This window comes from Nostoc sp. DedQUE09, from assembly GCF_034530915.1.
Classification (GTDB): Bacteria; Cyanobacteriota; Cyanobacteriia; order Cyanobacteriales; family Nostocaceae; genus Nostoc.
Map to the genome: position 1 here is coordinate 162793 of NZ_JAVRCE010000001.1, position 26663 is coordinate 189455.

Consider the following 26663-nt stretch of genomic DNA (forward strand, 5'->3'; position numbering starts at 1 on the left):
GAACCTTTTAGCTTCATCGTTGAACCTTTTAGCTTCATCGTTGAACCTTTTAGCTCCATCGTCGAACCTTTTAGCTCCATCGTTGAACCTTTTAGCTCCATCGTTGAACCTTTTAGCTCCATCGTCGAACCTTTTAGCTTCATCGTTGAACCTTTGAGCTTCGTAGCTGAATCTCAGACAGAACTTTAAACTTCTAGTTTTAACACTCTCCTATCTCCCTAATCTTCCTTTTACGGATAAATTAAGATTTTATAAGTATCCGGTGTGGGTGCGATCGCAACTTCCACAGCTGCTGATAAATCTTTTAATGGATAGCGATCGCTAATCAACGCTTTTACATCAATCCGCTGATTAAATACAATATCGGCTGATAAATTCTGAAGCCGATAAGATGAACTGTAACTACCAATCAAGTCAATTTCCCGACGGTAGAGGATATTTGGGTTAATGGGAATTTCCACTTCATCAGGAAATTCGGCGAAAAACAAGATTTTACCGCCTTTGCGGGTACTATCAAGTGCTTGAAAGAAAGCTTTCTCACTGGGAACAGCCAGCAGTGTAACATCAACGCCTAGTCCACCAGTTAAGGCGGAGATTTTGGCGGGTAAATCGGGATCGCGAGCATCAAAAGCCGCCTCTGCACCGACACTCAAGGCTTTATCAATTCTAGAGGGTAGTAAATCAGTAGCGATCGCTTTTGCTCCGAAATACTTCACCAACATAATGAACATTAACCCAATTGGCCCAGCACCAGTAACTAACACAGTTTGTCCTGGAGCAATTTGAGCTTTTCTCACTGCCTTCAAACAGCAATTAGTTGGTTCTACAAAACTCGCTTCTTCAAAACTGATGTTATCCGGGATGGGAATCAATCCACCATTTTCCACAATATGTCCAGGAACCTTGACATAATCGGCAAAACCGCCACCACTGGCGTTAAAGCCTGCGGTAGTAGAGATGTTTTTGTAGACATCACACATAGAGAAATTATCATTTAGGCAGTAGGCGCAACGCATACAAGGGATGTGGTGCATCACTGCTACCCGTTGTCCAACTTGCCAACCTTTGACATTATTGCCTACTGCTGCGATCGTGCCGGCAGTTTCATGTCCAAAAATGCGCGGTGGTTCATACAGTGGGTAACGAATTTTTTTTATATCTGACTGACACAACCCCACAACCCGCACCTGTACCAGTACTTCATCTGGTTCTAGGGTTGGAACTGGGATATCTTCGTAAGACAGTTGATTGACGCCTCTAAATACCTGTGCTTTCACGTTGGTTTTTCCCCGCTCAACGATACTAGATGTAACATTAGCAGTCAACGTTAAGCTATCGATTTGTGATTTCTCTGTCTAGCTTGTTCTAATTCGTAAAATAAATTATCTTGTCTGATGCCAAACTATCTGGAGAAAATATGTCGGAACTCCAGCGAGGTTAAGTGATGGTTAATCAGACATATACAGCGGATGTCTTAGTTGTTGGTGGGGGAACGGGAGGGACTGCGGCTGCTATCCAAGCGGCGCGACGGGGAGCCAAAACCATTTTGGTAAGCGAATTTCCTTGGTTAGGGGGAATGCTAACTTCGGCTGGAGTGTCTGTACCCGATGGCAATGAATTAGAAGCCTTTCAAACAGGGTTATGGGGTGCGTTTTTGCAAGAATTGCGACAACGACAGCCCGGAGGATTAGATAATAGCTGGGTAAGCTTTTTTAGTTACGATCCCCGAATTGGAGCAGAGATTTTTGCAGATTGGGTGCGGGAATTGCCCAATCTACACTGGATTTCTGGACAAGTACCTTTAGAAGTTTATCGACAAGGTGATTTGATAACAGGTGTCCGCTTTACTGATTTTGCGATTACAGCCAAGATTATTCTCGATGGCACAGAGTTAGGAGATTTATTAGCTTTAGCTGACATCCCTTACCGTTGGGGTTGGGAATTGCAATCGGAGTGGGGAGAACCCAGCGCCCCAGCAACTTTTAACTCTTTAACCCAGAAATATCCTGTGCAAGCGCCCACTTATGTAGTGATTATGCAGGACTTTGGTGAAGCGATAGCACCAGAGATTCCGGCTGCGCCTAACTATAATCCATCGCAGTTTACAGGTGCTTGGGATGGCTATGGAGCAGAGACATTTTTAAATTATGGACGTTTGCCCGGTGGCCTGTTTATGATGAATTGGCCAATCTGTGGCAATGACTACGGCGAAGGGGTAGGGCGGTTGATAGAGTCAGATGTATCCAGAGGTGAATTCATCCAAGAATCTCGCTGGCACAGCCAAAATTTTGCTCATTTTATCCAAAAACAGCTTGGTCGTCGCTATGGTTTAGCAGAAAAAGTATTTCCTCACACCTCTACAGCTTTTGCACTGCATCCGTATTACCGGGAAAGCCGCCGCTTAGTGGGGCTAACGACTGTTCGAGAACAGGATATTTTGCCGATCCCAAAAGGTAGAGTTGCATCTATATTTAATGATGCGTTCGCCCTTGGCGTTTGCGTTCGCGAAGCGTCTCCGATAGGAGAAGCAATCGCAGTTGGTAACTACGCCAATGACCATCATTATCCTGGTGTTCAATTCCCACTGCAACCAAAATCTATCCGTTGGGGGGGACGCTGGACTGGAACGCCTTTTACAATTCCCTACAGTTGTCTAATTCCAGCCACAACAGATGGTTTCTTGGTTTGTGAAAAAAATATCTCTGTCTCCCACATTGCCAATGGCGCTACCAGATTACAACCTGTGGTTATGGGAATTGGTCAAGCAGCAGGGATGGCGGCGGCGATATGTGTTGAATTAAACTGCCAGCCGAGGGATTTACCTATTAGAAAGCTGCAAACGGCCTTATTAGAAGATAATCGCTCAAAAGCGCTAATTATTCCTTTGTTTAATCTTCCCCCCAATCGTTCGGATTGGCGGCACTGGCAACTGTATTACTTAGATAACCCACAAGCCTATCCAGTTAGTGGCGATTGTCCTGAATCTGCTTTTGACAAAGCATTAATTCAGGAAAATAACTGTTTCCAAGGCATCTTTTACCGCTTGGAACCGCAGGAATACAGATTCACTGTCACCGCCCCAGCAGCATATCAAGGGCAAAATTGGCAGCTTGTGACTTTGCGATCACATATCGACGAGCAATTACACGCTTATTCCCACGAACAATTAGTTACATTGTGGGGTCATTACAATCACTCTGGTAATTGGTTATTAGTCGAACATTTAAACGGAGGATAAGAAGAGTTTATTTTCAGTAAAACAGAATACTTTTTGATGAATTGTCCGGATATTAATCAAAAAGCTAAGTATCAGTGAAGTGGAGAGTTCCCAAATAGACATCTGCTATGCGTGCTGCCATTTCACTTTTAGTCTCGAGTCTGGTGTTCGGCCCCTTAGCTTTTAACTGCCAAGCAATGGTCAATCACTTATCAACAGGGCTGCCTTCCACGCCTACTTTGGAACAGCGGCTTTTGGCGGCATCTGAACAAGCTTCAGATGATGCGCCACGTCATCGCGGTAGTGGGCGCCGAGAAGTAACACAAAAAGTCCGAAATATTTATGCTGTGGTTTAACTACTGTAGGGTAATGCCTCTTTTCTCAAAGGAACAGAATTACCAAAAAACAGGATGTTGTGCTAATACACCTTGCACAGCTTTTCTGGCAGAGATATATACAGTTGACATACCAAAGTCTTCAGCGATCGCTTAGTATTTCAACTGGAAACTTTGTATATATAGTTGGACTCAATCCTACCGATCAAAAAGCAAATCAAATTAAGTGCTTTGATCAATAGCATTACCAACTCCTCAAAAGCTCCAGAAATAGATGTTACTTAGGCTATAAGTTAATCTAAAGCACATCTAATTCAGACATTTTGCTTGTTGAAGAAACAGCCTTAAGACAACTTCACTTTATTCCCCAATCAATTTCCTTCTCATACATTCAGTAGCTGGTTATCTACATAAACAAGTAACTGAGCTTCGCTTCGACATCTGTTTCGCATCCTTTGTCAAAGCATAAAATCCCTTTCGTTTCATCTCTTGCTTATCTAGCGTATGGATTCGGATAAGTAGTATAGGTTTATTGCACTTGCTAACAAATCTACTATTCTTGACCTACTTTTGCCCCTTGGTTCGTTCTCCTCGTAGATGACTGCCGACGAAATAACTCTTAAGAAGGATCTGCCAGATCATCTTAGTCTTTTTAATTATTTTACACCCAAGGCCAGATGCAAAATTTTGCATTTGGTCTTTTTAGATGAATTTTTCTTAAAGAAAAGGAAGTGGGGGATGAGGAAGACAAGAGGACAAGGGGGAATTGTTAAACAAGTTTCTCCTTTGTCTACCTTGTCTCTTCTCTCCATGTCCTTTTAGACCGTTGTGTTCTTGCGGCTACTTTCTCTTCCCTGGATACCGTTGAGGAACATTGGCACAAACTTCTCAATAAATGTCTGTGGATCGCGCTGCCAAGCCTTTTGTGCAGCCTGAATTCGAGTAAATTGCAACTCCGGCGCTAGCAAAGTCTGGGGTAAGCGTTCCATCAAGTATTGAGGGCGTTGCCAAAGCGGCATAGTATTTGCGACTTCCACTAGGTTGGCAACTCGCCGTAGTTCTGCACCCAAGGTGATATCCATTCCTGATTCAAATGCAGCTTGTTCAATTGCGGTATATTTTCGCTTGGCTTGCTCTACTTTTTGCTGATGTTCTGGACTCTTACGCGCAATTTCTCCTAGCCAACGATTACCCCAGCGGACATGTCCTGCTTCCTCTGGGAGAATTTTTTCAATAGTTTCCCGAATTTTGATGTTTTCTGCCGTTTGCGCTGCTTGCTTGAGTGCATAAATGTGGGCAGAGAAATACTCACAGCCCCGTTTTTCAGTGACGTTAATTGCGGCAAGGGAAGAAATCACAAAATCTTCGAGGTCTTGGACTGGATCTTGTTGTTCGTGATCAAGTAAGCGTTCAAATTCATTGATATATGAAGAACCGGGTGGCTTACCAATATCTGCTCCCACGTCTGTCAATAAGTCAGTTAACCACATGGCATGACGAGCTTCATCTGAGATGTGATGAGACAAATCTCGCACTAGTTCTCGTGGCTGTCCATTCAGTTGTTCAATTAACTCTGTGAGGTCTTTGCAACTGCGCTGTTCACTATAACGGTAGCGGTTGAGGGTAATGAGATGGATTTCGCGATCGCATATCACCTGTTTCAATATATCTCTCGCACTCAAAACATTCTGAAATTTACGTGGGTAGGTAACTGTCATGAATTATGTAAATTTTTGTAAATATGTATTTGATCGTAACTGAATTTTTGGCAACTACTGTGTTTGGGTCGAAAAAAAGTAGAAGTTCAAAAAACTAATCACTTTAGTTGCACTTAAGCGTCAGACCTTTTAAGTGTAAATAAAAGTAACGAATAAATGTTCAGTCTTGGGAGAGGTCTGTTTTTTGAGGTGAGACAAATCTGAAGCTAGATGATTTTAGCTATCAAAGGTAGATTAGGGAGGATTTTTCCAGCTTTGGGGAAAAATACCTAATATTGTCAGCAAAAGCAAATATAAATTTATGTAAAAAGTAGCTTATGTTACAGAATCTTTGCTATATTGATTTATAGAGAAACCAAAAAATATATATTCACAAAATAAAGAGGACTATGGTTATGTCTATCGCAGATAAATCTCGTGCGTTAATGGTGCGTGAACATCAGCAAGTGAAGAATCGTCAACAATCAATGCTGATGCGGGCTGCACAAGAACTTGGTCTTCCTGAAGAAGTATCCCACTACTGGAACCCGATTCAAGGGAAGGTAGATGCCAACAGTCGAATGATTTATGGGCCCAGTCATGCTTCCATGAGCTAAGTTTGAAGAGTTTTAAGGTTGATTTTTTCAGTGAATATTTCAACCAACAACTTTGGAAAAAAAAGCCACCCTCTAGGGTGGCAAAACTTATACATGACGGTACTTAATAATTAAGCATCGTAATAGAGGTAAAACTCGTAGGGATGAGGACGTAGCTGTAACTGCTTGGTTTCGTTAAGCTTGTAGTCAATCCAATTTTCGATAAAGTCTTCCGTGAAGACGCCTGATTCTGTCAAGAAACCGTGATCGTTTTCTAGTGCTTGCAATGCGAGTTCTAAAGAACTTGGAGTTGAGGGAACCTTTGCAAGCTCCTCTGGAGAAAGTTCATAGATATTCTTATCTAAGGGTTCACCAGGATGGATTTTGTTTTTGATGCCATCGATACCAGCACAAAGCATTGCAGCAAATGCCAAGTAGGGGTTAGATGTAGCATCTGGACAACGGAATTCTAAACGTTTAGCTTTGGGGTTCTTACCAGATAGAGGAATACGGATAGAAGCAGAACGGTTCCCTTCGGAGTAAGCTAAGTTCACTGGTGCTTCATAACCAGGTACTAGGCGCTTGTATGAATTGGTGCTGGGGTTGGTAATTGCCAACAGCGCTGGTGCGTGTTTAAGAAGACCACCAATGTAGTACAACGCCACTTCACTTAAGCCAGCATACTTATCACCTGCAAATAAAGGTTGGCCGTCTCTCCAGATGGACTGGTGACAGTGCATTCCTGAACCGTTATCGCCAAAAATCGGTTTTGGCATAAAGGTGACAGTTTTGCCGTATTTCTTGGCAACGTTCTTGATGACATATTTGTAAGTCATCAACCAGTCAGCCGCTTGGATCAACTTACCAAAACGGAAACCTAGTTCGCACTGACCACCAGTAGCAACTTCGTGGTGATGCTTTTCAATGGGTACACCTAATTTTGCCATCGTCAACAGCATCTCTGTACGAATATCTTGGAAAGAATCCGTTGGCGAAACTGGGAAATAACCTTCTTTGAAGCGTGGTTTGTAACCCAAGTTGGGTTTTGCATCTGTACCTGCTTTACCGGAATTCCAAGCACCTTCTTCGGAGTCTAAGAAGTAGTAGCCTTCGTTAGCAGTTTGGGCAAACCTAGCACTATCAAAAATAAAGAACTCAGCTTCAGGCCCAAAGAAGGCTGTATCACCAATGCCACTAGAAACCAGGTAATCTATTGCTTTTTGGGCAATAACGCGTGGGCAACGGTTGTATGGTTCACCCGTGCGGGGGTCTTTAATACTACAAATTATACTTAGTGTCGGTACTTCCATGAATGGGTCGATCCAAGCAGTGTTGGGGTCGAGTACCATTGTCATGTCCGATTCGTTGATCGCTTTCCAACCCCGAATGCTGGAACCGTCAAAAGCTACGCCATCAGTGAATGCAGTCTCATCGATTTGATTTTGATACAGTGTGAGGTGCTGCCAAGTCCCTACTGTATCGATGAATTTGAGATCAATCAGTTGAATTTTTTCATCTTGAATTTTCTTCAAGAGTTCTTGGGGTGTCGTCATTGTTACTCCTTCTCTACCAATTTCCTAAAGTAAAACCAGAATCTTACATTGCATCCTAACCCTGCTGATCTCAATCAGGCCGTGACACACCAGAAATATCTTAAATACTAGACATTAGCTGATTTTGTAGTTTGTGCTACAGATATCTGGATTATCAGGTTATATTAACCTTTCAGGGATCATCTGTACAAAACTGGAAAGTTCATCATATAGGGGTCAACTTTGGCATAGAATCCATAGATAGTGGATAAATTGTTTTTGTGCCGAATCTATTTTTAATAGCACAAAAATTTACTGGTGCATAAGTGCAGCCAAATAAATATCAAACCATAAATAGTAATGATTGGGAGAAGAAGGAATGCGCGATGCGGTAACAAGTTTAATTAAGAATTATGACCTAGCTGGTCGGTATTTTGACCGGAATGCGATCGATAGCCTAAAGTCTTACTTTGACAGTGGTACAGCAAGAGTACAAGCGGCAGCGGCAATCAATTCTAATGCGGCTGCACTTGTCAAGCAAGCTGGCTTGAAGTTATTTGAAGAACTGCCAGAATTGATTCGCCCCGGTGGAAATGCTTATACAACTCGTCGTTATGCAGCTTGTCTGCGCGATATGGACTACTATCTGCGCTACGCCACTTATGCGCTGGTTGCTGGGAACACGAATGTATTGGATGAACGAGTGCTGCAAGGGCTGCGGGAAACTTACAATTCTTTAGGAGTACCTATTGGACCTACAGTTCGCGGTATCCAAATTCTCAAGGATCTGATTAAGGAGCAAGTAGCAGCAGCAGGTGTGGTTAATACTGCTTTTGTAGATGAACCATTCGATCACATCACACGCGAGTTGAGCGAGATAGATATTTAGATTTTAGGTGGGCAAGGTGTGTGCCCCAATATAAACATAAATAGCGATCGCATTTTTGTCTGTGTTGAGAAAGAGCGATCGCTTTTTTGTACAGACTAATACTTGTAAAGCACCGTTATCGGCGGCAGATCAAAGCTACGGTATGCCCATATTGCATGGATGGCGATAATGCTTCTGATCGTTTAGCAAAAATCTCCCTGACAGGAGGAAATTTTAGCAAGGCCAATGCCGCTTTTACCAATAAACTATTATCTACTATCCGTGACTTACCAAAAATCAACCGATTTAGACCATCCCTTGCAAGAACCTTTTTATACCATAAACGCTGATGATCGTGGACTGGCTCATGCCACAACTTCTCAACTGAAAGATCGACATTCATTGCCAATTTGCGAAGTGAGGCATCCGACCAACGCGTCAGGTGATGCGGTGGTATATTTAGAGAGCGATTCGTAGCTACTGAAAGAAAACCATCTTCTGCTGGGACAGCAATTAATACGTAACCACCATGCTTTGTTACCTTGGCACACGACGCAAGAAATTTCATGGGTTCGGAGACATGCTCTAGTACCTGGAATGAACAAACAACGTCATGCGATGAGTCAGCAGTCTCAGCATATTTTTCGATAGAGCACTTCTTTACGTTTAAGCCGAGCGCCTGTGCCTTCTGGATTGCTTTGTTGTTGAACTCCAACCCAGTGTAGCGTACCGAAGCCGGCAAAAAACTCCTAAATAGACCATTTCCACACCCTACTTCTAGAACTGATGCCCCCTCTGCTACAAATTGCTTCGTAAATTGGTATTCTGGTTTTTCAGTTTGATCATAATACCAGTCAAATTGCTGCAAGTCTTCGTAGAAAACCTCGTCCCCAGACACAAACGGAAAAAAGAAGCGTAGATCACATGCAAGGCAGTGCATATAATCAATTACCGGAGTACTAGAGAAAAGTGTACTTGTATCAATATTAAGCGAGCGTTTGTAAAGTTTAATAATATCGCTTGTGTTGATAGCTTCAAGAGTCTCACATTTTTCTGAATGGCATCCTGGACACAGTATTGATTGCATGGGTTTAGTGTTGTTGATTTCAAGTTGATAAATGAATTTATCCAGATCCTTGATTGTCTACCAATTCCTCGTTTGACAATTGGTATTAATCATCCCTTTACTGTGGAGGCACTTTCTTCTTCATCGAACTAATACTCTATGATGATATTACCTCTGTCAACTACCCCTGGTCGTACACATATAGCGCTTAAAGGACGGGTGTGAAGTTATGGCTAAAATCATCTGTTTTGCTTGAAAGTCTTGTGTAGCAAGAATTATTTTTTATTCTCTGGTGAGAGTGATGAAAGAGCGCTACGCAGCATATATCACTTTGATTTACGTAACTGTGATTAGCGTATGCATCGCTCTTTGAGAAAAACTTTTTAGTTTAATGATTAGCTTCTGTTATCTGAACTAGAACAATCATCAGCCACAATAGAAGTTGCCGATGTTTGAGGCGCTAATTATGAATTATCAATCGCGCTTTGGCTTTAAAATTACCAGGAGAGTCTAATTAATTGGCTAAACAGCGACTCGACACACTATTAGTAGAATTAAATTTATGTTCTTCTCGCGCCTTAGCACAGAGGTTAATTCAGGCGGGGGAAGTTACTGTTAATCAGCAGTTAGTTGATAAACCTGGTACTGAAGTTGATATTACTGCTCAAATAAATATTAAAAAGCGATCGCCTTTTGTTTCTAGAGGCGGTGAAAAACTCTCCAAAGCTTTGTCAGTATTTGCCATTCCCGTAGCAGAGCGCATTTGCTTAGATGGTGGGATTTCTACTGGTGGTTTTACTGATTGTCTCTTGCAAGCTGGAGCAAAACAAGTTTACGGTATTGATGTCGGTTACGGACAAGTTGACTGGCGGTTGCGAAATGATCCGCGGGTGATTTTGCAAGAACGCACCAATTTACGCCAACTACGACCGGATGAGTTATATGGTAAAAATGACCCGATTCCTGATTTGGCGGTGGTTGATGTATCGTTTATTTCTTTAACGAAGATTCTGCCTGCTTTGTGGCAACTAACTCAAGCTAACCGAGAAGCTGTATTGTTAGTCAAGCCACAGTTTGAAGTCGGCAGATCCCGTGTGGGTAAAAAAGGTGTTGTACGCGATCCAAACGACCAAGCTGATGCCATTTTCCAGGTTTTGCAAGCTGCCCACGAATTAGGATGGAAATACAAAGGCTTAACTTGGTCGCCGATCACTGGCCCGGCTGGGAATATCGAATATCTGTTGTGGCTGGGAATGGAAAGTGAAGCCCCACCACTTCATTTAGAGGCAATTAAGCAAATAACACAATCAGCGATAACTGATTTACGGAAAAGTTAAAGAAGAATGCAGAATTCAGAAGCAATTAGTAGGGCACTTAAACCCACGTATTCAGAATTCGACTAAGCGCTCACGCCGAAGTCTGCACTCAGACTCCAATTCATACTGAATTCTGATTCCTGACTCCTGAATTCTTTCTTATTAAACGTCGTAGATTAGACATTCTACGGAATCTGGATGGCGATCGCAGTAATTTTCCAAAGAGTTTTTCTTTGATTTTGCTTGGTGTTGATGAGATTTCTCGGCTTGCAATTCTTCTACAATATCCCAGGCTACGGCACAGCCAGCAGAATTACTGCCATCTAGATCGCAAGTTGTTCGGGCTTCATTAATGGCATTAGTAATGGCTTCTTCGAGATTTGCTGCCCCAGCAACTTCAACTTTTAGGGTAGTTGTCATGATACTTTCACCTTATAATTTACAGACAGAGTTATAGCTGCAAGCTCTTAATGACCTCAATCAGCTCACATTTCTAGTTTAGATAGGCTTCCCACAAGAGGTAGTGGTAAACACCGCCATCTTTTTAGCAAAATTGAGTGGGATTACCCTCTTGTCATCTTTAGATTCAAAAAGGTACAGGAATTCTACTAGTTGCGATCGCTAATAGAGATGGTCATGTTCTCAATCTTGCATCGCAAATGGAGAATGTCAGTTAATTGTCAGAAGACTTTGATAGAAGTTGATAAACACTTATAAACGGTAACAAAAAGATAGCAGTTTTTAATTATTCTCAATACTTTATGTTTAACTCTTGTCGCAAACGATACAGAATTGTATTTTGGTCAACTTGAGAGAGAATTTCTTGAATGACGCTGCTCGCGCCTAATTGTCCCCAAGTACAGCCTTTTTCGAGATAGACTTGGGCAGCTTTGCCAACGGAATATGCGCCATAACCGGCGATACCAGCTTGAGCGATCGCACTGCCAGCAAAAGCAGTAATATTGCTGGGATTGTCACCACTAGTTATTGCAGCCGTACTTTTACCTAAACCCAAAAGCAAACTACTGCCTAGTTCTCCAAGTAGCAAGCCACCAGAACTAAATAAAATTGTTTTTAAAATTTTTCCGGCTTCATAGCTAGTCATCGGCAAACCATACAATCTAGCGAGAGCGCGAATTAAAGCTAAATCAGCAACAGTTCCGCCAAGGATATCTAAGAAGGCAATGGGATTGAGCATTACTGCCAAGGCTTTGTATTTGGTAAATTGCCAAATAATTTCTTCGGCTTCCTTTTCGCGTAAATCGATAGTTTTTTGAGCGATCGCGGCTTCTGCATCCCGTGCCTGGATCAGTGCATTTAAAGCCAGAAGCGATCGCCCTTCTCGATTTAGAATATTCAGAATTATCTCTTTGAGTTCGTCTACTTGCGGTGGTGGTGTTTCCCATTCATAAGTGACACGCCCATCAGGCCATTCGACTCGCACTTCCATTGCTGCTGGTTCCGCTGCCACCATCACAATTTCATCAGGTAGTAGAGGCTTTGCTTCTGGATGCCCTGCACCTAGTTGTTGTAAATTTTGGTAAATTGCTCCTTGGTCTGTATCTGGGTAAAGGTCTATTTTGTTAAACACTAAAATCAGGGGTTTTTGCGATCGCCTTAATTGCAGCAGCGCTTGATACTCAGTACGAGTGATATCACCAGACACGACAAACAAAATTAAATCCGCCTGATGTACTACTTCTCGTGCCATATCCGCCCGTGACTCCCCCTCAATTTCATCTAATCCAGGGGTATCAATTAACTCTACTAGTACCTTATCACTGGGCTGCCAGCGTACGGAACGGGGCCATTGGGTGACACCATTCAGGGGCCCAGTTTGCAAAATCTTGTCTCCCAACAAGGCATTTAAAACTGCTGACTTTCCCCGACTCACCAAACCAAAGACGGCAATTCTAATGACGTTAGAATCTAGCTTGTTGAGTGTGGCGTTCAAAGCTTCCAATTCTGGTTTCATCAAACCTACTAATTCTGGGTTAGATGATAACTGTCCTGACTTGCGAAGATATCCATACCAAGAAAGCGCTTGTCTGAGACTGGCGCGGGCACGATTTAAGTGAGTTTCTTGTACATTACGATAAACCGACATAATATCAACACTTTTAGCCTTCACTCTCTCTAAAATGCTCATCCAATGCTCAAAACACTTTCAGCATTCGATTGCAAATAATAGGTATGAATTCGTACTCATTAACCATCTTTAACTAATGCTTACTTTTTCAACCCCATTATCAGGGGAAGGAAAAGTTAAACATACCTCTCTATCTTATATCCCTAAGTTCTTGGACTAATAATCTATATATAGGACATAAAAAGTCTCTAAGTTTATGAGGTCGGAGATTAGGTGTTTTATAAATCTTAAGAAATATCTGACTAATGGATAACTCCAAAGAGAGACTAACACCAACATCTACACTTAGATTGGAGGCGGTTTGGCTCCTGCTTTGTTCAGTTTTAGTCTGGTTTGAAATCGTCTTATGTAACTCTCTTCTCTACAAGAGGCTGCTCTAACATGAGCTACGCGTAGTTTGCTTCCCTGTAAGGGTAGAATTTTGAAATTTTAATTTTGAATTGTTAATCTGGGTATCCTAAGAAAGACAAGGTTAGATGATATAGACGAAGGAACAAAGTTTATAACTTATGTATGAGTAGAGAAAAAACTATAATTTCTACTACAAAAACTGATTGAACAATTAGCCAACTCATTCTATAAAAAGAAGAGTGCTTAGTTCTGTTAGCGCTGAGTGCGGTCAATTATGAAGGTAAAGGCTGGTCTATACCCTCATACCAATTTTGCGATGCTTGCGGTGGTAACAGAGCTTTATCGTACCACTTGCCTACGGCAGGCTGCGCGAATGTGGAAGCACGCTACGCGCAGCGTCTCGTAAAAAAATGCAGGCTACGTCTACGCAGATAGTTACAAATTTGACTAAGTATATTTTACCAGAAGTGCAGCCTGAAATTCTGGACTTATAGGAGCAGTCTTTTTCAGACTAAGACATAAATATTAATTATATGAGAAATTTGAGGAACAGCCATGCAAGGAAATGAGCGGGAAAAAATACGCCATCTGTTGGTCATCCAAGACCTAGAAGGGCGGCGAACTGTCCCCTTGCGAGAGACTACTTATTCTCTGGGGCGGCATCCTGCAAACACTATTGTCTTGGCTTCCCGGTCAGTATCAATGCAACATGCAATTTTATTGCGAGTTACTGTTCCAGAAACTGACCAATATGGCTTCCAGATTATTGATGGTAACTATAAGGGGAAAGGAAGTACTAATGGCTTATTTGTGAATGGTACTAAATGCTTTTCTCATAATCTTAGGCATGGAGATATCATTGCTTTTGGTAGTAATAAAGCTCAAGCTAAATATTATGCTATTTCAAATATTTCAGAACAAGTATTTTCTGAATCTTTTGATGTTGAAGACTTATCTGGTTTTTTATCAGAGCAAGGCAGTCCTGCCAATCCTTTTCAAACCTTAGCCATCGATCCTAGCTTTGAAGCAGCTAGTGAGTCCGCCCTAGCTCGCCTAGCATCCTTTCCTGAACTCATTCCCAATCCAATTATTGAGATGGATTTCGAGGGAAGAATTACTTATCTCAATCCAGCCGCAGCTATCAAGTTTCCCAATCTTAGGGAAGTTGGGACAGAACACCCGATCTTAACGGGACTGTTGATTGGAGTTAACAATCTAGAAAAAAATTCTTTTGTGCGGGAGGTGGAAGTAGGTACAGAAGTTTTTGAACAATCTGTTCTCTATCTTCCTGAAAGTGATTTAATAAGAACTTTTATTATTAGAGATATTACAGAGCAAAAGCAAGCTACAGCTGAATTGCGCCAGCGCGATCGCTTGTTACAAGCAGTTGCAGAAGCTGCCAATTATTTGCTAGGAGAAATGAATTACGAAACTGGTATCGATCGAGCTCTCGCTGTACTGGGCGAAGCTGCCAAGGCAGATCGTGCCTACCTCTTTGAGAACCATCCCCATCCTGTTACAGAGGAAATAGCAGTTAGCCTCCGGTTTGAATGGACGCAATCTTTTATTGAATCTACCCACCACCATTGGCAGAATCAGCCTTATCAAGCTCCTAATTTAGCCCGTTGGTACACAGTTCTCTCTAGCGGCCAGTCCATTAGCGGAATTACCCCCAAATTTCCTGTCGCCGAACAAGAATTCCTGATTCGAGATGGCATTCAATCCCTTCTCTTAGTGCCTCTTCGCTTGGATAACGATTTCTGGGGGTATCTTGGCTTGGCAGACTGCACCTTTGAGCGTCATTGGTCAAAGCACGAAGAATCTACTCTTTTGACGATGGCCGCTAGTATAATTGGTGCGCGGCAGCGTCAGCAAGTAGAAGAAAAGATTCGCTATCAAGCCCTCCATGACTTGCTGACAGGATTGCCCAATCGTCTACTATTTAACGAGCTGCTCAGTAAAACTTTGCCCAACGCCACTCGAAATGACGAAAGTTTAGCTGTAATTTTTCTCGATCTGGATAGCTTCAAGGTCATTAATGATACTCTAGGGCATACTCTGGGAGATCAATTGTTACAAAGCGTTTCTCAAAGATTAAAAGACTCACTTAGAGGCGGAGATACTGTAGCCCGTTGGGGAGGCGATGAATTTACTATTTTACTGCCACGAGTCAATGATATTGAAGAGGTAACTTTGGTGGCGCAGAGAATCTTACAAGCCTTTGAGGATGCCTTTGATCTTCAAGGGCATGAACTTTATGTCACTGCCAGCCTCGGTATTGCCTTACTTGATAACAACAGCCCTGACGCCGAAACACTAATCCAGCACGCAGATGCCGCTTTGTACTACGCCAAAGACAAAGGACGGAATAACTACCAATTCTACAGTGTTTCCCTTAGTGCTAAAAATCCTGAACTCCTAACTTTAGAAAAGAGCTTGCGCTATGCCCTAGAACGCAATGAATTTACGCTGTACTATCAGCCTCGTGTGAACATTGCCACAGGGGAAATTACTAGTATGGAGGCTCTGTTGCGTTGGCAGCACCCAGAGATGGGATTAGTTGCCCCCAGTGTGTTCATTCCCCTAGTCGAAGAAAGTGGATTAATTGTCCCCATTGGTGAATGGACTCTACAGACGGCCTGTAGGCAAAATAAAGCATGGCAAGATGCTGGATTGCCGCCGATTATGATCGCTGTCAATCTTTCTCTGAAGCAATTCCGCCAACCCAAATTGGTAGAGACTATAGCCAAGGTTTTAGAAGAAACAGGTCTAGAAGCTCGCTTTTTAGAATTAGAAATTATGGAAACCACAGCGATTGAGGATTTGGGTTTTACCACAAAGGTGTTAGAGGAGCTACAGCAGATGGGTGTTTACATCTCCATCGATGACTTTGGTACAGGTCATTCCTCACTTTCGCGCCTACAGCTTTTGCCACTCCACAATCTGAAAATAGATAAATCTTTCATTCAATATTTGACGCAGGATACCAAAGTAGCTCATATTATCCAGGCAATAGTTACCTTGGGACACAGCTTGGGATTAAAGTTAACAGCCGAAGGGGTAGAGAAGGAAGAGGAATTGGAATTCTTGAAATCTATCAACTGTGAGGAGGTACAGGGCTTTTTATTCTACCGCCCACTTTCTGGACAGAAAGCAACAGAAATCCTCGAAAGTAAACGACCAACGATTTAGTACAAGGGAAAACTGTTTGTACCAGTGAAGATACAATAAAATTCATTGTCCTGCTGCCAACCTTTTTCGTCCTATGCTGCCAGTCATTTATTCCGACGAATTTTTAGATCACAAGACTGGAAAATACCATCCCGAAAAACCAGAACGTTTAAGTGCGATCGCAAATGCCCTAAAAGCAGCTACATTCGCAGATAAAATTACCTGGCATTCGCCTACACCAGCATCAGAACAGCCATCATTGATGTCTTTGTTGGTTAAAGCACATAGCCCAGCCTACATCAAAAAACTTTGGCAAATCGCCTCTAGTGGCGGCGGTCCTTTGGATGGAGATACGCCAGTTTCCCCGCGTAGTTATGATGTGGCATTGTTGGCAGTCAGTGCATGGTTAGATGGAGTTGAAGTTGTGTTAGGGTCGGCTAATCCAGCTTTTGTACTAGCACGCCCCCCAGGACACCATGCTGAAAGTGATGCGGGGATGGGCTTTTGTCTATTTTCTAATGCCGCGATCGCCGCTTTATTTGCTCTAGAGCAACCTGGAATTAACCGCGTCGCCATCCTTGATTGGGATGTACATCATGGTAATGGTACTCAGGCGATAATTGAAACTGAAGCACGCATCGCCTATTGTTCCCTACATCAATACCCATGCTATCCCGGTACGGGAAGATCGACAGAACGAGGTTTTCACAATAACGTATTAAATTTACCAGTACGCCCTGGTAGTGATATTGCAATATATCAGCCACTATTTGAAAAACAGGTAGTACCATTTTTAGCCAACTTCCAGCCAGATTTACTAATTGTCAGTGCTGGTTACGATGCCAATGCAGAAGATCCTTTGGCAAGTATGAATTTACAGCCAGAAGACTACGCTTTATTTACTGATTACTGTTTGGGGCTAACTCGTAAAATTCTATTTGGCTTAGAAGGTGGTTACGATTTTGATACTCTTTCTCAATCAGTTGTAGCGACGATTGAACGCTGTTTACTTTAAGCTTGTCTTGTTTATCCCATTTCACAAAATACCTGATATATATACTGACGATCACAGTTACCAAGGATAATAACCTAAATTCTCTGCGAAGATTTGGGAACACTGAATACTGACGCGGTTATAGCTGACATACAGTTATGAAAATTTCTCACAAACTGGTTGCAAGCTCTGTTGGTGTTTCCTTATTAAAGAGTGTAGTTGGTGCGGTTGCGATCGCTGACAATGCTTGTGGGATACTTGAAACAGTGCGATCGATCTTTTTTCACCACGAAACCCATCGGCAAAGGTACTGGTATGGGCTTATCTATCAGCTACAAAATATGCTGAGTTCGGAACTCAGAACTCGGAACGGGCTAAACACCCCGCTTCCGCTAACGGAACTGTTTCGCCCCATGCTCCATACCCTTTTTTCTAAACTTCATCGAATCTTCAGAAAGAAAAATTTTCAGCAGGGTTCTGAAAGAGCTAAAGTTTTGTTAAGATGCAATTGCTAGCAGTTTCTCAGCGAAATTCACCTATCTGGGTGTGGAGAAATAAAAAGCACAAGCAGCACAAATTTAAAAAGGTGAAGCAATGACCACCTATATTTTTTTCGATGAAGCCCTACAAATGCTGACCAACGCCTATTTGATCTCAGTAGTGCTGTTAATGGCAGCTTCTGGTATAGGTTTGGCGGTAATTGAGACAATAGAAAAGACAGGAGAACGGTAAGTTTAAAGATAGCAATGTAGTTCCTGCCAAAAACCATTGGGTACAAGTGTTCGCCGTGAATAAATCCTGGGAACACTAAAGTATGAAAGTCTCATAGCACTACAGTTTTCCCTGTAAATCACCAAACATACAGGTAACTGTAACGCTATTGGGACTCCAACCAAGGAGCTACTACAATGGGTCTATTCGACGCTGTGTTGGGTACAGAAAGCCAAACCCAAGCAGCACTCAATCCAGCGGAAGCTTTTGCTGTCATCATATTGACGGCAACAGCCTCAGACGGTTATCTTTCTGTTGAGCAAGCAAATTCTATCATTTCTGTGCTGTCTCGGATGAAACTTTTTAAAAGTTATCCCAATGAAATGATAAACAGGCTGTTTGAGAATATCTTGGGCATTCTCCAGGGTGATGGCTTTAATGCCTTATTTAATGCAGCCAAAGATTCTCTATCTCAAGACTTGCGGGAAGCAGCCTTTGCAGTAGCCACCGATCTAGTCCTAGCTGAAGGTATTATACCTGAAGAAGAAAAAAACTTCTTAAATGATTTATATCAAGCTTTAGGTGTTTCTAGTGAGATAGCAATACAAATTGTGCAAGTAATTTTGATTAAAAATCGTGCATAGGGTGATAGAACATAACTTGTTATGCCCATTGTCCTTAGCTGATTAAACTGTATAAGTAGCTTATAAACAAGGCGTGGCAGGGAAGTTGAGCTTCTTTGCCACTATTTTTTACTGTTCTTTGATTATTGGCAATAATTCAATATCATCTAAAAATATTGCATTACAACGTCTCTACATTGATCGTATAAATTATCTCATCTCAACAATATTATGTCATAATTCGATTTTATGATTTTGAACTTTAAATTGTAAATTCCTTATGCGTTGTTCTGCCACCCTAACCCAACTGGTTGAAGTTATTTTGGGCCATTCTGTAAACTTATCTGAAACTGCTTTAACACAGGTAACTAGCGGTATCCAAACAGATAGCCGTACCTTGAAGCCGGGTGAAGTATTTGTCGCTTTCCGAGGCGATAAGTTTGATGGACATGAATTTGTGCCAACTGCGATCGCAAAGGGGGCAATAGCTGCAATTGTAGATTTTGAATACGAAAATCCGGGATTTCCTGTATTACAGGTAAAAGATACTCTCAAGGCATATCAACGAATTGGCAGATGGTGGCGCGATCGCTTTAATATTCCTGTAATTGGCGTCACCGGTTCCGTGGGTAAAACTACAACCAAAGAATTGATCGCCGCAGTTTTAGGAACAAAGGGACGAGTTCACAAAACTTATGGAAATTACAACAACGAAATCGGAGTCCCAAAAACTCTTTTAGAACTTGGCGCAGAACATGACTACGCCGTAATTGAAATGGCGATGCGCGGTAGAGGACAAATTGCCGAACTGACGCAAATAGCGCGGCCAACAATTGGAGTGATTACCAATGTGGGAACGGCACATATTGAGTTACTGGGTTCCGAAGAAGCGATCGCTGAGGCAAAATGTGAGTTGTTAGCCGAAATGCCTGCTGATAGTGTGGCAATTCTCAACCACGACAATCCTTTATTAATGGCCACAGCAGGGAAAGTTTGGCACGGAGAAGTTTTAACTTACGGCTTCTCTGGTGGGGATATTCAAGGGCAATTAATTGATAACGAGACTGTGGAAGTCGCAGGAATGCAACTACCTCTACCTCTACCTGGTCGTCATAATGCGACTAATTTCTTGGCAGCTTTAGCAGTGGCAAAGGTTTTGGGGATCGATTGGGCAAGCCTCAAAACAGGTGTGATCGTGGATATGCCCACAGGACGATCGCAGCGATTTACTTTATCCAATGATGTGGTAATTTTAGATGAAACTTATAATGCTGCACCAGAAGCTATGATTGCAGCGTTGCAATTATTAGCAGATACACCCGGAAAGCGGAAAATTGCCGTATTGGGTGCAATGAAAGAATTGGGAGAGCGATCGCAGCAGTTGCACCAACGGGTGGGAGAAACAGTACGAAAGTTGAATTTAGATGGCTTGTTGGTTTTAGTAGATGGAGAAGACGCCGAAGCGATCGCTCAAAGTGCCGAGGGTATCCCATCGGAGTGCTTTGCAACTCATGCCGAATTGGTGGCTAGATTGAAGACATTTGTGCAAACAGGCGATCGTTTATTGTTCAAAGCTGCTCATTCTGTAGGACTAGATCGGGTAGTTAATCAATTACGTGCAGAATTTCCTAAATGATACCACTAGAAACCCAACGTCTCGTACTGCGAGACTTTGTAGAATCAGATTGGCCAGGGGTTCATCAATACGCTAGCGATCATGAAGTTGTGCGTTATTTAACCTTTGGCCCGAATAGCGAAGAAGATACCAAAAACTTTTTGCAAAGAGAGATTTCATTGCAAGGGGAAGAACCCCGTCAGCATTTTGCTTTGGGAGTAACTTTAAAACCGCAAAATAAATTAATTGGTATCTGTCGCATATCTGTTCAGGATGCTGACAACAAAATAGGCTCTATTGGATACTCTTTTACTAAGGAATTTTGGGGACAAGGATATGCAACTGAAGCTGTAAAAGCACTTGTATCCTTTGGTTTTCAGGAGTTAGGCTTACACCGCATCTTTGCCACTTGTCACCCAGAAAACATTGCCTCAGCAAGAGTTATGCAAAAAATCGGAATGCAGCAGGAAGGGTATTTGCGAGAACACCATTGGATTAAGGGAGAATGGCGAGACTCTTGGCTATATGCCATCCTTGAGCATGAATGGAGAGGTCTAAAATATCACCTATAGACTTCAGTTGGAAAGACTAGGACTGTTACTGTAGCGTCTTTGAAAAAGAATTGCTGCAAAATTAGTCACCAAACAGGTGATTGCTAGCCACAGCAAAATATAAGTAGGAGCCATCACTACGCCAATCATGAACCAAGTATATACGTGCAATATCATTACAGAAGCGAAAAAGCTAGCGATTCCAGCAGATTGCCAAACTTGATGCGATGGACGACGTAACGCTACCAGGCTCATCGTTAAAATTGTGACAAGTAAGTTCGCTGGTACAAGAAATGCACAAATACTTACGCAGTTGCCACGAGAGAACTCTACTAAGGTGTTAAAATCGAGCATTAATTTTGTTGGGATAGATGTTAGCTTTTTAAGAATTTAATTTAATTTATTTTAAAATAACTAAATCTAGATTAACAGAGGAGTGAGTAATCACATTGCAAACATAACATAAATTAAACTATTGAACTGCGTTTTGATACTACCAATAGTTAGTTAATTATAAAGATTTTGGATAAGCAGGGTGGAAAACACCCACCCTAGCTGAATTAACCCGGTAAAATTACCGTATCGATAACGTGTACCACACCATTATCAGCTTCGATATCTGCTGCTAAAACTGTGGCATTTTTAACTTCAAAACCATCAAAAGAATGAATTTTAATGGGTGAACCTTCCACAGAATTAACCGTGCCAAGTTCTGCTAAATCAGCCTGTAGCAGCTTTCCGGAAACGACATGATACTTTAGAATTCGCGTTAACTGGGGAATGTTTTGTAATAAAGTTTGGATAGTTCCCGGTGGTAACTTGGCAAAAGCATCGTCATTTGGTGCAAAGACAGTGAACGGGCCAGGACTTTTTAATGTTTCTACTAAACCAGCAGCTTGTACAGCTGCCACCAGTGTTTTAAACGACTCAGCCGTAACTGCAATATCAACAATATCAGCCATATATCTTACCTAAATCTCTGCAAAAGATTTTAAAGGATAATAAACCTATTTTAAGTTTTATTAAACAAAAATATATTTCAAATCAGGCGTTGAAAAAACTACATCTAGATGCGTACTCCTGTCAGACATCACCTTATGATGTTTCTAGGAAAATTCCGTTATAAAAGAAATGTCCGATCGCACGTATGCCATTCTGGGAACTGGAGCATTAGGTGGATTCTATGGCACCAGACTGCAAAAAGCTGGGTTGGATGTCCACTTTTTGCTCAAGAGTGATTACGAACAGGTAAAGAAATATGGTTTAGTGGTAGAGTCCAAAGACGGTGACTTTACCCTTCCTGAAGTCCACGCCTACAACGACGTAGAAAAGATGCCACAATGCGATGTGGTAGTGGTGGCACTGAAGACGACGCAAAACCATTTACTACCAAAGATGTTGCCACCTGTAGTTAAAGATAATGGGGTGGTGTTGGTATTACAGAATGGACTTGGTGTAGAAGAGGAAGTTGCTGAAATTGTTGGTAATGTAACTGTTATCGGCGGATTGTGCTTTTTATGTTCTAACAAAGTGGGGCCAGGGCATATACACCATCTAGACTATGGGCAAATTAACTTCAGTGAATATACCCCTAATTATCAGCCTAGTGGGATAACTGAGAGGATGCAGCAAATTGCTGATGACTTTAAAAGCGCTGGTATCTCAATTGAATTAGCTGAAGATTTACTACTAGCACGTTGGAAAAAGTTGGTGTGGAATATCCCATACAATGGGCTTTCTGTGATTCTCAACGCTAGAACTGATGAATTAATGGCGTATGAGTACACCCGCAAGTTAGTCGAACAGTTGATGTATGAGGTAGCGGCGGGGGCAAAAAGTTATGGACGGATTATTAGCGATCGCTTCATTCAAACAATGCTCGATTATACTGTCAAAATGACACCTTATCGCCCCAGCATGAAAATTGACTACGACGAACATCGTCCCTTAGAGGTAGAAGCAATTTTCGGCAACCCATTACGGAAAGCCCAAGCAGCAGGTGTCAATTTAGTGCAGATTAGCTGTTTATACCACCAATTGAAGTTTTTAGATGCGAAGGGAAAGTTAGGGGAATGAGGGAGACAAGAAAATCTTAGAGGAGCAATATTGACAGATTTTTCTGATTATATACCTATTGGCAATAAAACTGTAGAGATTTGTTAAAGAAAGAGAGTTAAAAGATTTAGTCGCTAGTTGATTTTAACTGACGATTTTCCGGCTAATAGCCTCTCCAATCTCCATCAGTATCTCTTTCTCTTCTGGAGTAAATTCGTAGGGAACCAGCTTGGCAATGCCCAAAGTACCATGCAATTGACCGTTTAGCATTAGCGGCATCGCGATCGAGCCTTCTACCTTCGTTTCTTTTGCTGAGAGCCTAGCCACCCCCGATTCATCCGTTTGCAGGTTGCAAATCTGTACAGGTTGCTTGCGTTCGGCGGCGACACCGGCCATCCCTTTGCCAATGGGAATTACCGTCATTTTAGGCAACAGGAATTCTGGAATACCCTGGTAAGCCTTTAGGTGCAATAGCTGGCTATCCTGAACTAGGGTATGGATGGTACCTGTAGAGCAGTCGAAAGCGTCCAGGATTTCAGCCAGCAATCGCTTCCAGTCAATGACAGATCCTTCATTAGCCAGGGTATCAAAAATAGGTTTGGTATTTAAAGTCATAGTGCTAAAAAATAAAGTTTGATCGAAAACGCGGAAAGTAATTAGTAATTAGGAAAATTCATTTAGTAAAACCAATCTTCCCTTTCCACATTCCGTAAAAATCAGGGGAATTTATGGGGCGATCGCACTTGGAGAGGTCTGTTGTCTCCATAATTAATATAGAGGCGTGTAACTAGAGGTTTTATGTCCCTAACACTTGAAGACTTGGAACAAATGCAGCAACAGCACCCTGACTTCCGCATGGAACTAGTCAAGGGTAATATTATTGTTATGAGTCCATCAGGATACGAATCAGATGAAGTCGCAGCTGAAATGGTAGCCCAGCTACGTAACTGGGTTAGACCGCGCAAACTTGGACGAACAGCAGCTTCTAGCGCCGGTTTCAGATTGCCTAATTCCGATTTGCGCGCACCGGACGCTTCATTTGTTTTAGCCGAACGCTTGCGTCGTAGCCCCAAGTCTTTTGCTCAATTGGCTCCCGATTTGACTGTAGAGGTGAAGTCCCCTAGCGATAATTTAGAGGATCTGAGAGCCAAAATTCAAGAATTTCTGAGTTTAGGAACTAAGGTAGGAATTTTGCTCAATCCAGATGAGCGGATTGTTGAAGTTTACAACTTTGGACAAGAGCCAATAATACTTCGTGATGGCGATATTTTAACAGTTCCCGAACTGCTCCCAGGATGGGAAGTACCAATTGCAGATTTGTGGCCTCTAGAGTTTGACTAGGATAGTGGTAAAAACCCTACAGACATAGATGGATCGGATTAGAAGTTTATGCGATCGCTTTCAGTACAGATGGCAAAACTTTGACTAGTGGCAATAAGGATAAAATTATCAATATTTGGCAACTACTATAGTGATTTAGTCTCTCATCAACTGAGGGACGGTAGAATATACCTAATTTTCGTAGCTTCAAAAGCCAAAATATGACGATGCATTCCACACTCCAACGTGCATTTACTAACCGCCGCGTTCTAAAAGTGATCAGCGGTTTAAATAACTTCGACGCCGCTAGCGTCGCTGCTACAGTCAAAGCTGCTGAATTTGGCGGTGCTACTTTTGTCGATATTGCCGCCGATCCAGCTTTAGTCCAATTAGCTAAAAGTTTGACAAATTTACCTATTTGTGTGTCAGCAGTAGAGCCAGAGAAATTTGTGCAAGCAGTGGCAGCTGGTGCTGATTTAATTGAAATCGGTAATTTCGATTCCTTTTATGCTCAAGGACGGCGTTTTGAGGCTCCAGAAGTGCTAGCGCTGACTAAGCAAACTCGCGCTCTCCTCCCAGAAATCACCTTATCTGTCACCGTTCCTCACATCCTGGAACTAGATCAACAGGTACAGCTAGCAGAAGAACTGGTGAAAGCTGGAGCCGATATTATCCAAACCGAAGGTGGTACTAGTAGTAACCCAGTTCACCCCGGAACTCTAGGATTAATTGAAAAAGCTGCTCCCACCTTGGCAGCAGCTTTTGAGATTTCCCGTGTAGTGTCAGTACCAGTATTGTGTGCTTCCGGCATTTCTAACGTTACCGCACCATTAGCGATCGCGGCTGGTGCTGCTGGTGTTGGTGTTGGTTCCGCCATCAACCAACTCAATAGCGAAGTCGCAATGATTGCTGCTGTGCGTGGCTTAGTAGAAGCCTTAGCAACTGCAAGAGTGCTGACTGAGAAGTAGGGCATTGGGGATTGGAGATTAGGCATGGGGCATTGGGCATTAGTTACTAATTATTCTCCTCTGCTCCTCTGCCCCTCTGCCCCTCTGCTCCCCTCACCCGAAACAATCCTTCAAAGCATAAATTACCTGGTCTTGCTGCTGTTGTGTCAGTTCTGGGAACATAGGTAAGGATATAACCTCATGGCAAGCTTGCTCTGCTATTGGTAAATCCCCAGTTTCATAGCCCAGACTTTGATAAACTGGCTGCAAGTGTAAAGGGTGGGGGTAGTAAATCATTGAACTCACGCCCTGTTCTTGCAATTGACTACGCACCCAATCTCGATATTTGGCGCTAGAACCATTTCGCCCTTCACCGGATATGCGAATAGTGTATTGATTCCATACCCCGATACCCCCAGGTAATTCTTGCGGCGGGACAATCCCCGGAACTTGGCTAAGAAACTGGTAGTAATAATTGGCAATATCTCGTCTTCGAGAATTCCAAATATCCAAATAACGTAGCTTAATCTGCAAAATGGCTGCTTGGAGAGCATCTAATCGACTATTTACACCTATTTCCTCGTGTAAATATCGAATTTTACTACCATGATCTCGTAGGATTCGCAGTTTAGTGGCGATCGCAGGGTCATTAGTCGTTATTGCTCCACCATCGCCGCAACCACCAAGATTTTTGGTAGGGTAGAAACTAAAGCAACCAATATGTCCAATACTTCCTACTTTTTGATCGGCCCAAATTGCTCCTGTAGACTGAGCGCAATCTTCAATTATTGACAAATTGTGAGACTGAGCGATCGCCATCAATGATGTCATATCCACGGGTTGTCCAAAGAGGTGAACCGGGATTATCGCTTTAGTTTTAGGTGTAATCGCCGCCGCGACTTGCTCCACATCCAAATTAAACGTAGTCGCGTCAATGTCAACGAAAACAGGCTTTGCACCGACGGCGCTAATTACTTCAGATGTTGCAATAAAGGTAAAAGGCGTTGTAATCACTTCATCGCCTGCACCAATGTCCAAGACTCGTAACGCTAAGTAGAGCGCATCAGTACCAGAATTACAAGCCACACATTCAGTAACAGTATTATAAGCGGCAAATTGTTGTTCAAAGCCTTCGACTAAGGGGCCGCCAATATAGCGGCCAGAAGCTAAAACCTCTAAGACGGCTGCACTTACTTCTGCTTCGATGGTGGTGTATTGCTGCTTGATATCAAAGGCTGGGATGGGATTTACACTTTGGATCATGAGTTCTCATTTTATCGGGAGATACAAAGGATGCACTTCGACAGTCAATTTTTGCTGATTGAATTGTTAATCAAAGAGGAGCTACTAAAAGACTATCGCCCAAGATACGCATCTATTAGGGTTTTTACTTAAATTGTGGTGCGGGAAACCACTGCACATTTAATTTACAGATAGTAGGCATACTAGGTGTTTGCCATGTTAAGGTCGTACCATTTGGAATTTTGAATTGATGAAAGTGATATATATCAACCAAGATCCAACACATCGGATCAAAGTTCCTCTTGTG

26 protein-coding genes are annotated in these 26663 nt (G+C 42.4%); 16 read left to right on the forward strand and 10 right to left on the reverse strand.

All coding sequences use genetic code 11. The features are described from left to right. On the forward strand, positions 1-189 hold a 189-nt coding region (locus tag RMY27_RS00650; protein WP_322659512.1), incomplete at its 5' end, for a hypothetical protein. A 41-nt stretch (positions 190-230) separates the two neighbouring features. Here RMY27_RS00650 and RMY27_RS00655 read toward each other — a convergent pair. Further along, positions 231-1277 (reverse strand): zinc-dependent dehydrogenase, encoded by a 1047-nt coding sequence (locus tag RMY27_RS00655; RefSeq protein ID WP_322659791.1) that lies wholly within the window; start codon positions 1275-1277, stop codon positions 231-233. Between the two features lie 167 nt (positions 1278-1444). Here RMY27_RS00655 and RMY27_RS00660 point away from each other — a divergent pair, with 167 nt between their 5' ends. The 3 genes from RMY27_RS00660 to RMY27_RS00670 all read left to right on the forward strand — a co-directional run bounded on the left by RMY27_RS00660 (position 1445) and on the right by RMY27_RS00670 (position 3709). After that, a complete protein-coding gene (locus RMY27_RS00660) occupies positions 1445-3238 on the forward strand; it encodes an FAD-dependent oxidoreductase (protein ID WP_322659514.1) in 1794 nt (597 codons plus the stop codon). Positions 3239-3345: 107 nt separating this feature from the next. After that, on the forward strand, positions 3346-3573 hold the full coding sequence (gene patX / locus RMY27_RS00665) for a heterocyst-inhibiting protein PatX (RefSeq protein WP_322636400.1): 228 nt from the start codon (positions 3346-3348) through the stop codon (positions 3571-3573). A 13-nt stretch (positions 3574-3586) separates the two neighbouring features. After that, complete coding sequence (locus tag RMY27_RS00670; RefSeq protein WP_322659516.1) at positions 3587-3709, forward strand: hypothetical protein; 123 nt, start codon at positions 3587-3589, stop codon at positions 3707-3709. A gap of 661 nt (positions 3710-4370) precedes the next feature. Here the strand turns inward: RMY27_RS00670 and RMY27_RS00675 are convergent. Then, positions 4371-5270, reverse strand: a complete 900-nt coding sequence (locus RMY27_RS00675) for a ferritin-like domain-containing protein (protein ID WP_322659518.1) — start codon at positions 5268-5270, stop codon at positions 4371-4373. 395 nt (positions 5271-5665) lie between these two features. Here RMY27_RS00675 and RMY27_RS00680 point away from each other — a divergent pair, with 395 nt between their 5' ends. After that, the gene (locus tag RMY27_RS00680; RefSeq protein ID WP_322659520.1) at positions 5666-5866 is read left to right on the forward strand and encodes a hypothetical protein; all 201 of its coding nucleotides are present in this window, start codon (positions 5666-5668) and stop codon (positions 5864-5866) included. 110 nt (positions 5867-5976) lie between these two features. On the opposite strand, the gene glnA is transcribed toward RMY27_RS00680, so the two are convergent. Continuing rightward, positions 5977-7398, reverse strand: coding sequence for a type I glutamate--ammonia ligase (glnA, locus tag RMY27_RS00685; protein ID WP_322659522.1), 1422 nt, complete (start codon positions 7396-7398; stop codon positions 5977-5979). Positions 7399-7756: 358 nt separating this feature from the next. Here glnA and apcB point away from each other — a divergent pair, with 358 nt between their 5' ends. Next, positions 7757-8266, forward strand: coding sequence for an allophycocyanin subunit beta (gene apcB, locus RMY27_RS00690; RefSeq protein WP_322659524.1), 510 nt, complete (start codon positions 7757-7759; stop codon positions 8264-8266). Positions 8267-8381: 115 nt separating this feature from the next. Here apcB and RMY27_RS00695 read toward each other — a convergent pair whose 3' ends face one another. Then, complete coding sequence (locus RMY27_RS00695) at positions 8382-9332, reverse strand: class I SAM-dependent methyltransferase (protein WP_322659526.1); 951 nt, start codon at positions 9330-9332, stop codon at positions 8382-8384. Between the two features lie 497 nt (positions 9333-9829). On the opposite strand from RMY27_RS00695, the gene RMY27_RS00700 reads away from it, so the two are divergent. After that, on the forward strand, positions 9830-10648 hold the full coding sequence (locus RMY27_RS00700; protein ID WP_322659528.1) for a TlyA family RNA methyltransferase: 819 nt from the start codon (positions 9830-9832) through the stop codon (positions 10646-10648). Between the two features lie 141 nt (positions 10649-10789). Here RMY27_RS00700 and RMY27_RS00705 read toward each other — a convergent pair whose 3' ends face one another. After that, positions 10790-11047: a Calvin cycle protein CP12 gene (locus RMY27_RS00705; protein WP_322659530.1), complete on the reverse strand. Its 258-nt coding sequence runs from the start codon at positions 11045-11047 to the stop codon at positions 10790-10792. A gap of 331 nt (positions 11048-11378) precedes the next feature. Then, a complete protein-coding gene (locus tag RMY27_RS00710) occupies positions 11379-12776 on the reverse strand; it encodes a GTP-binding protein (RefSeq protein ID WP_322659532.1) in 1398 nt (465 codons plus the stop codon). Positions 12777-13682: 906 nt separating this feature from the next. Here RMY27_RS00710 and RMY27_RS00715 point away from each other — a divergent pair. The 6 genes from RMY27_RS00715 to RMY27_RS00740 all read left to right on the forward strand — a co-directional run bounded on the left by RMY27_RS00715 (position 13683) and on the right by RMY27_RS00740 (position 20813). Then, positions 13683-16319, forward strand: coding sequence for an EAL domain-containing protein (locus RMY27_RS00715; RefSeq protein WP_322659534.1), 2637 nt, complete (start codon positions 13683-13685; stop codon positions 16317-16319). Between the two features lie 73 nt (positions 16320-16392). Next, on the forward strand, positions 16393-17313 hold the full coding sequence (locus RMY27_RS00720; protein ID WP_322659536.1) for a histone deacetylase: 921 nt from the start codon (positions 16393-16395) through the stop codon (positions 17311-17313). A 573-nt stretch (positions 17314-17886) separates the two neighbouring features. Further along, entirely contained in the window at positions 17887-18024 is a 138-nt protein-coding gene (locus tag RMY27_RS00725) for a hypothetical protein (RefSeq protein WP_180277588.1), read from the forward strand. 176 nt (positions 18025-18200) lie between these two features. Beyond that, positions 18201-18647: a tellurite resistance TerB family protein gene (locus RMY27_RS00730; RefSeq protein WP_322659539.1), complete on the forward strand. Its 447-nt coding sequence runs from the start codon at positions 18201-18203 to the stop codon at positions 18645-18647. A gap of 259 nt (positions 18648-18906) precedes the next feature. Then, positions 18907-20262, forward strand: coding sequence for a UDP-N-acetylmuramoyl-tripeptide--D-alanyl-D-alanine ligase (locus RMY27_RS00735; RefSeq protein ID WP_322659542.1), 1356 nt, complete (start codon positions 18907-18909; stop codon positions 20260-20262). Continuing rightward, positions 20259-20813 (forward strand): GNAT family N-acetyltransferase, encoded by a 555-nt coding sequence (locus tag RMY27_RS00740; protein WP_322659544.1) that lies wholly within the window; start codon positions 20259-20261, stop codon positions 20811-20813. The genes RMY27_RS00735 and RMY27_RS00740 overlap by 4 nt, the downstream gene beginning before the upstream one ends. A 3-nt stretch (positions 20814-20816) precedes the next feature. On the opposite strand, the gene RMY27_RS00745 is transcribed toward RMY27_RS00740, so the two are convergent. Together RMY27_RS00745 and RMY27_RS00750 are read right to left on the reverse strand one after the other, a co-directional pair. Then, positions 20817-21146, reverse strand: a complete 330-nt coding sequence (locus tag RMY27_RS00745) for a hypothetical protein (RefSeq protein ID WP_322659546.1) — start codon at positions 21144-21146, stop codon at positions 20817-20819. Positions 21147-21352: 206 nt separating this feature from the next. Then, entirely contained in the window at positions 21353-21754 is a 402-nt protein-coding gene (locus RMY27_RS00750) for a fasciclin domain-containing protein (RefSeq protein WP_322659548.1), read from the reverse strand. Between the two features lie 169 nt (positions 21755-21923). Between RMY27_RS00750 and RMY27_RS00755 the strand changes: the two genes are divergently transcribed. Next, positions 21924-22868, forward strand: a complete 945-nt coding sequence (locus RMY27_RS00755; RefSeq protein WP_322659550.1) for a putative 2-dehydropantoate 2-reductase — start codon at positions 21924-21926, stop codon at positions 22866-22868. A 123-nt stretch (positions 22869-22991) separates the two neighbouring features. On the opposite strand, the gene RMY27_RS00760 is transcribed toward RMY27_RS00755, so the two are convergent. Continuing rightward, positions 22992-23462, reverse strand: coding sequence for a GAF domain-containing protein (locus tag RMY27_RS00760; protein WP_322659552.1), 471 nt, complete (start codon positions 23460-23462; stop codon positions 22992-22994). 183 nt (positions 23463-23645) lie between these two features. Here RMY27_RS00760 and RMY27_RS00765 point away from each other — a divergent pair, with 183 nt between their 5' ends. Beyond that, positions 23646-24188, forward strand: coding sequence for a Uma2 family endonuclease (locus tag RMY27_RS00765; protein ID WP_322659554.1), 543 nt, complete (start codon positions 23646-23648; stop codon positions 24186-24188). Between the two features lie 200 nt (positions 24189-24388). Continuing rightward, on the forward strand, positions 24389-25135 hold the full coding sequence (locus tag RMY27_RS00770) for a DUF561 domain-containing protein (protein WP_322659556.1): 747 nt from the start codon (positions 24389-24391) through the stop codon (positions 25133-25135). 93 nt (positions 25136-25228) lie between these two features. On the opposite strand, the gene RMY27_RS00775 is transcribed toward RMY27_RS00770, so the two are convergent. Further along, entirely contained in the window at positions 25229-26377 is a 1149-nt protein-coding gene (locus RMY27_RS00775) for a DegT/DnrJ/EryC1/StrS family aminotransferase (protein ID WP_322659558.1), read from the reverse strand. Positions 26378-26663: the final 286 nt, after the last annotated feature.

What these genes read in the sequence shown, in the direction of transcription:
- RMY27_RS00660 (WP_322659514.1), top strand. Translation starts at nt 1,445, where the DNA reads ATGGTTAATCAGACATATACAGCGGATGTCTTAGTTGTTGGTGGGGGA.
- patX (WP_322636400.1), top strand. Translation starts at nt 3,346, where the DNA reads ATGCGTGCTGCCATTTCACTTTTAGTCTCGAGTCTGGTGTTCGGCCCC.
- RMY27_RS00670 (WP_322659516.1), top strand. Translation starts at nt 3,587, where the DNA reads ATGCCTCTTTTCTCAAAGGAACAGAATTACCAAAAAACAGGATGTTGT.
- RMY27_RS00675 (WP_322659518.1), bottom strand. Translation starts at nt 5,270, where the DNA reads ATGACAGTTACCTACCCACGTAAATTTCAGAATGTTTTGAGTGCGAGA.
- RMY27_RS00680 (WP_322659520.1), top strand. Translation starts at nt 5,666, where the DNA reads ATGTCTATCGCAGATAAATCTCGTGCGTTAATGGTGCGTGAACATCAG.
- glnA (WP_322659522.1), bottom strand. Translation starts at nt 7,398, where the DNA reads ATGACGACACCCCAAGAACTCTTGAAGAAAATTCAAGATGAAAAAATT.
- apcB (WP_322659524.1), top strand. Translation starts at nt 7,757, where the DNA reads ATGCGCGATGCGGTAACAAGTTTAATTAAGAATTATGACCTAGCTGGT.
- RMY27_RS00695 (WP_322659526.1), bottom strand. Translation starts at nt 9,332, where the DNA reads ATGCAATCAATACTGTGTCCAGGATGCCATTCAGAAAAATGTGAGACT.
- RMY27_RS00705 (WP_322659530.1), bottom strand. Translation starts at nt 11,047, where the DNA reads ATGACAACTACCCTAAAAGTTGAAGTTGCTGGGGCAGCAAATCTCGAA.
- RMY27_RS00710 (WP_322659532.1), bottom strand. Translation starts at nt 12,776, where the DNA reads ATGAGCATTTTAGAGAGAGTGAAGGCTAAAAGTGTTGATATTATGTCG.
- RMY27_RS00715 (WP_322659534.1), top strand. Translation starts at nt 13,683, where the DNA reads ATGCAAGGAAATGAGCGGGAAAAAATACGCCATCTGTTGGTCATCCAA.
- RMY27_RS00720 (WP_322659536.1), top strand. Translation starts at nt 16,393, where the DNA reads ATGCTGCCAGTCATTTATTCCGACGAATTTTTAGATCACAAGACTGGA.
- RMY27_RS00725 (WP_180277588.1), top strand. Translation starts at nt 17,887, where the DNA reads ATGACCACCTATATTTTTTTCGATGAAGCCCTACAAATGCTGACCAAC.
- RMY27_RS00730 (WP_322659539.1), top strand. Translation starts at nt 18,201, where the DNA reads ATGGGTCTATTCGACGCTGTGTTGGGTACAGAAAGCCAAACCCAAGCA.
- RMY27_RS00735 (WP_322659542.1), top strand. Translation starts at nt 18,907, where the DNA reads ATGCGTTGTTCTGCCACCCTAACCCAACTGGTTGAAGTTATTTTGGGC.
- RMY27_RS00740 (WP_322659544.1), top strand. Translation starts at nt 20,259, where the DNA reads ATGATACCACTAGAAACCCAACGTCTCGTACTGCGAGACTTTGTAGAA.
- RMY27_RS00745 (WP_322659546.1), bottom strand. Translation starts at nt 21,146, where the DNA reads ATGCTCGATTTTAACACCTTAGTAGAGTTCTCTCGTGGCAACTGCGTA.
- RMY27_RS00750 (WP_322659548.1), bottom strand. Translation starts at nt 21,754, where the DNA reads ATGGCTGATATTGTTGATATTGCAGTTACGGCTGAGTCGTTTAAAACA.
- RMY27_RS00755 (WP_322659550.1), top strand. Translation starts at nt 21,924, where the DNA reads ATGTCCGATCGCACGTATGCCATTCTGGGAACTGGAGCATTAGGTGGA.
- RMY27_RS00760 (WP_322659552.1), bottom strand. Translation starts at nt 23,462, where the DNA reads ATGACTTTAAATACCAAACCTATTTTTGATACCCTGGCTAATGAAGGA.
- RMY27_RS00765 (WP_322659554.1), top strand. Translation starts at nt 23,646, where the DNA reads ATGTCCCTAACACTTGAAGACTTGGAACAAATGCAGCAACAGCACCCT.
- RMY27_RS00770 (WP_322659556.1), top strand. Translation starts at nt 24,389, where the DNA reads ATGACGATGCATTCCACACTCCAACGTGCATTTACTAACCGCCGCGTT.
- RMY27_RS00775 (WP_322659558.1), bottom strand. Translation starts at nt 26,377, where the DNA reads ATGATCCAAAGTGTAAATCCCATCCCAGCCTTTGATATCAAGCAGCAA.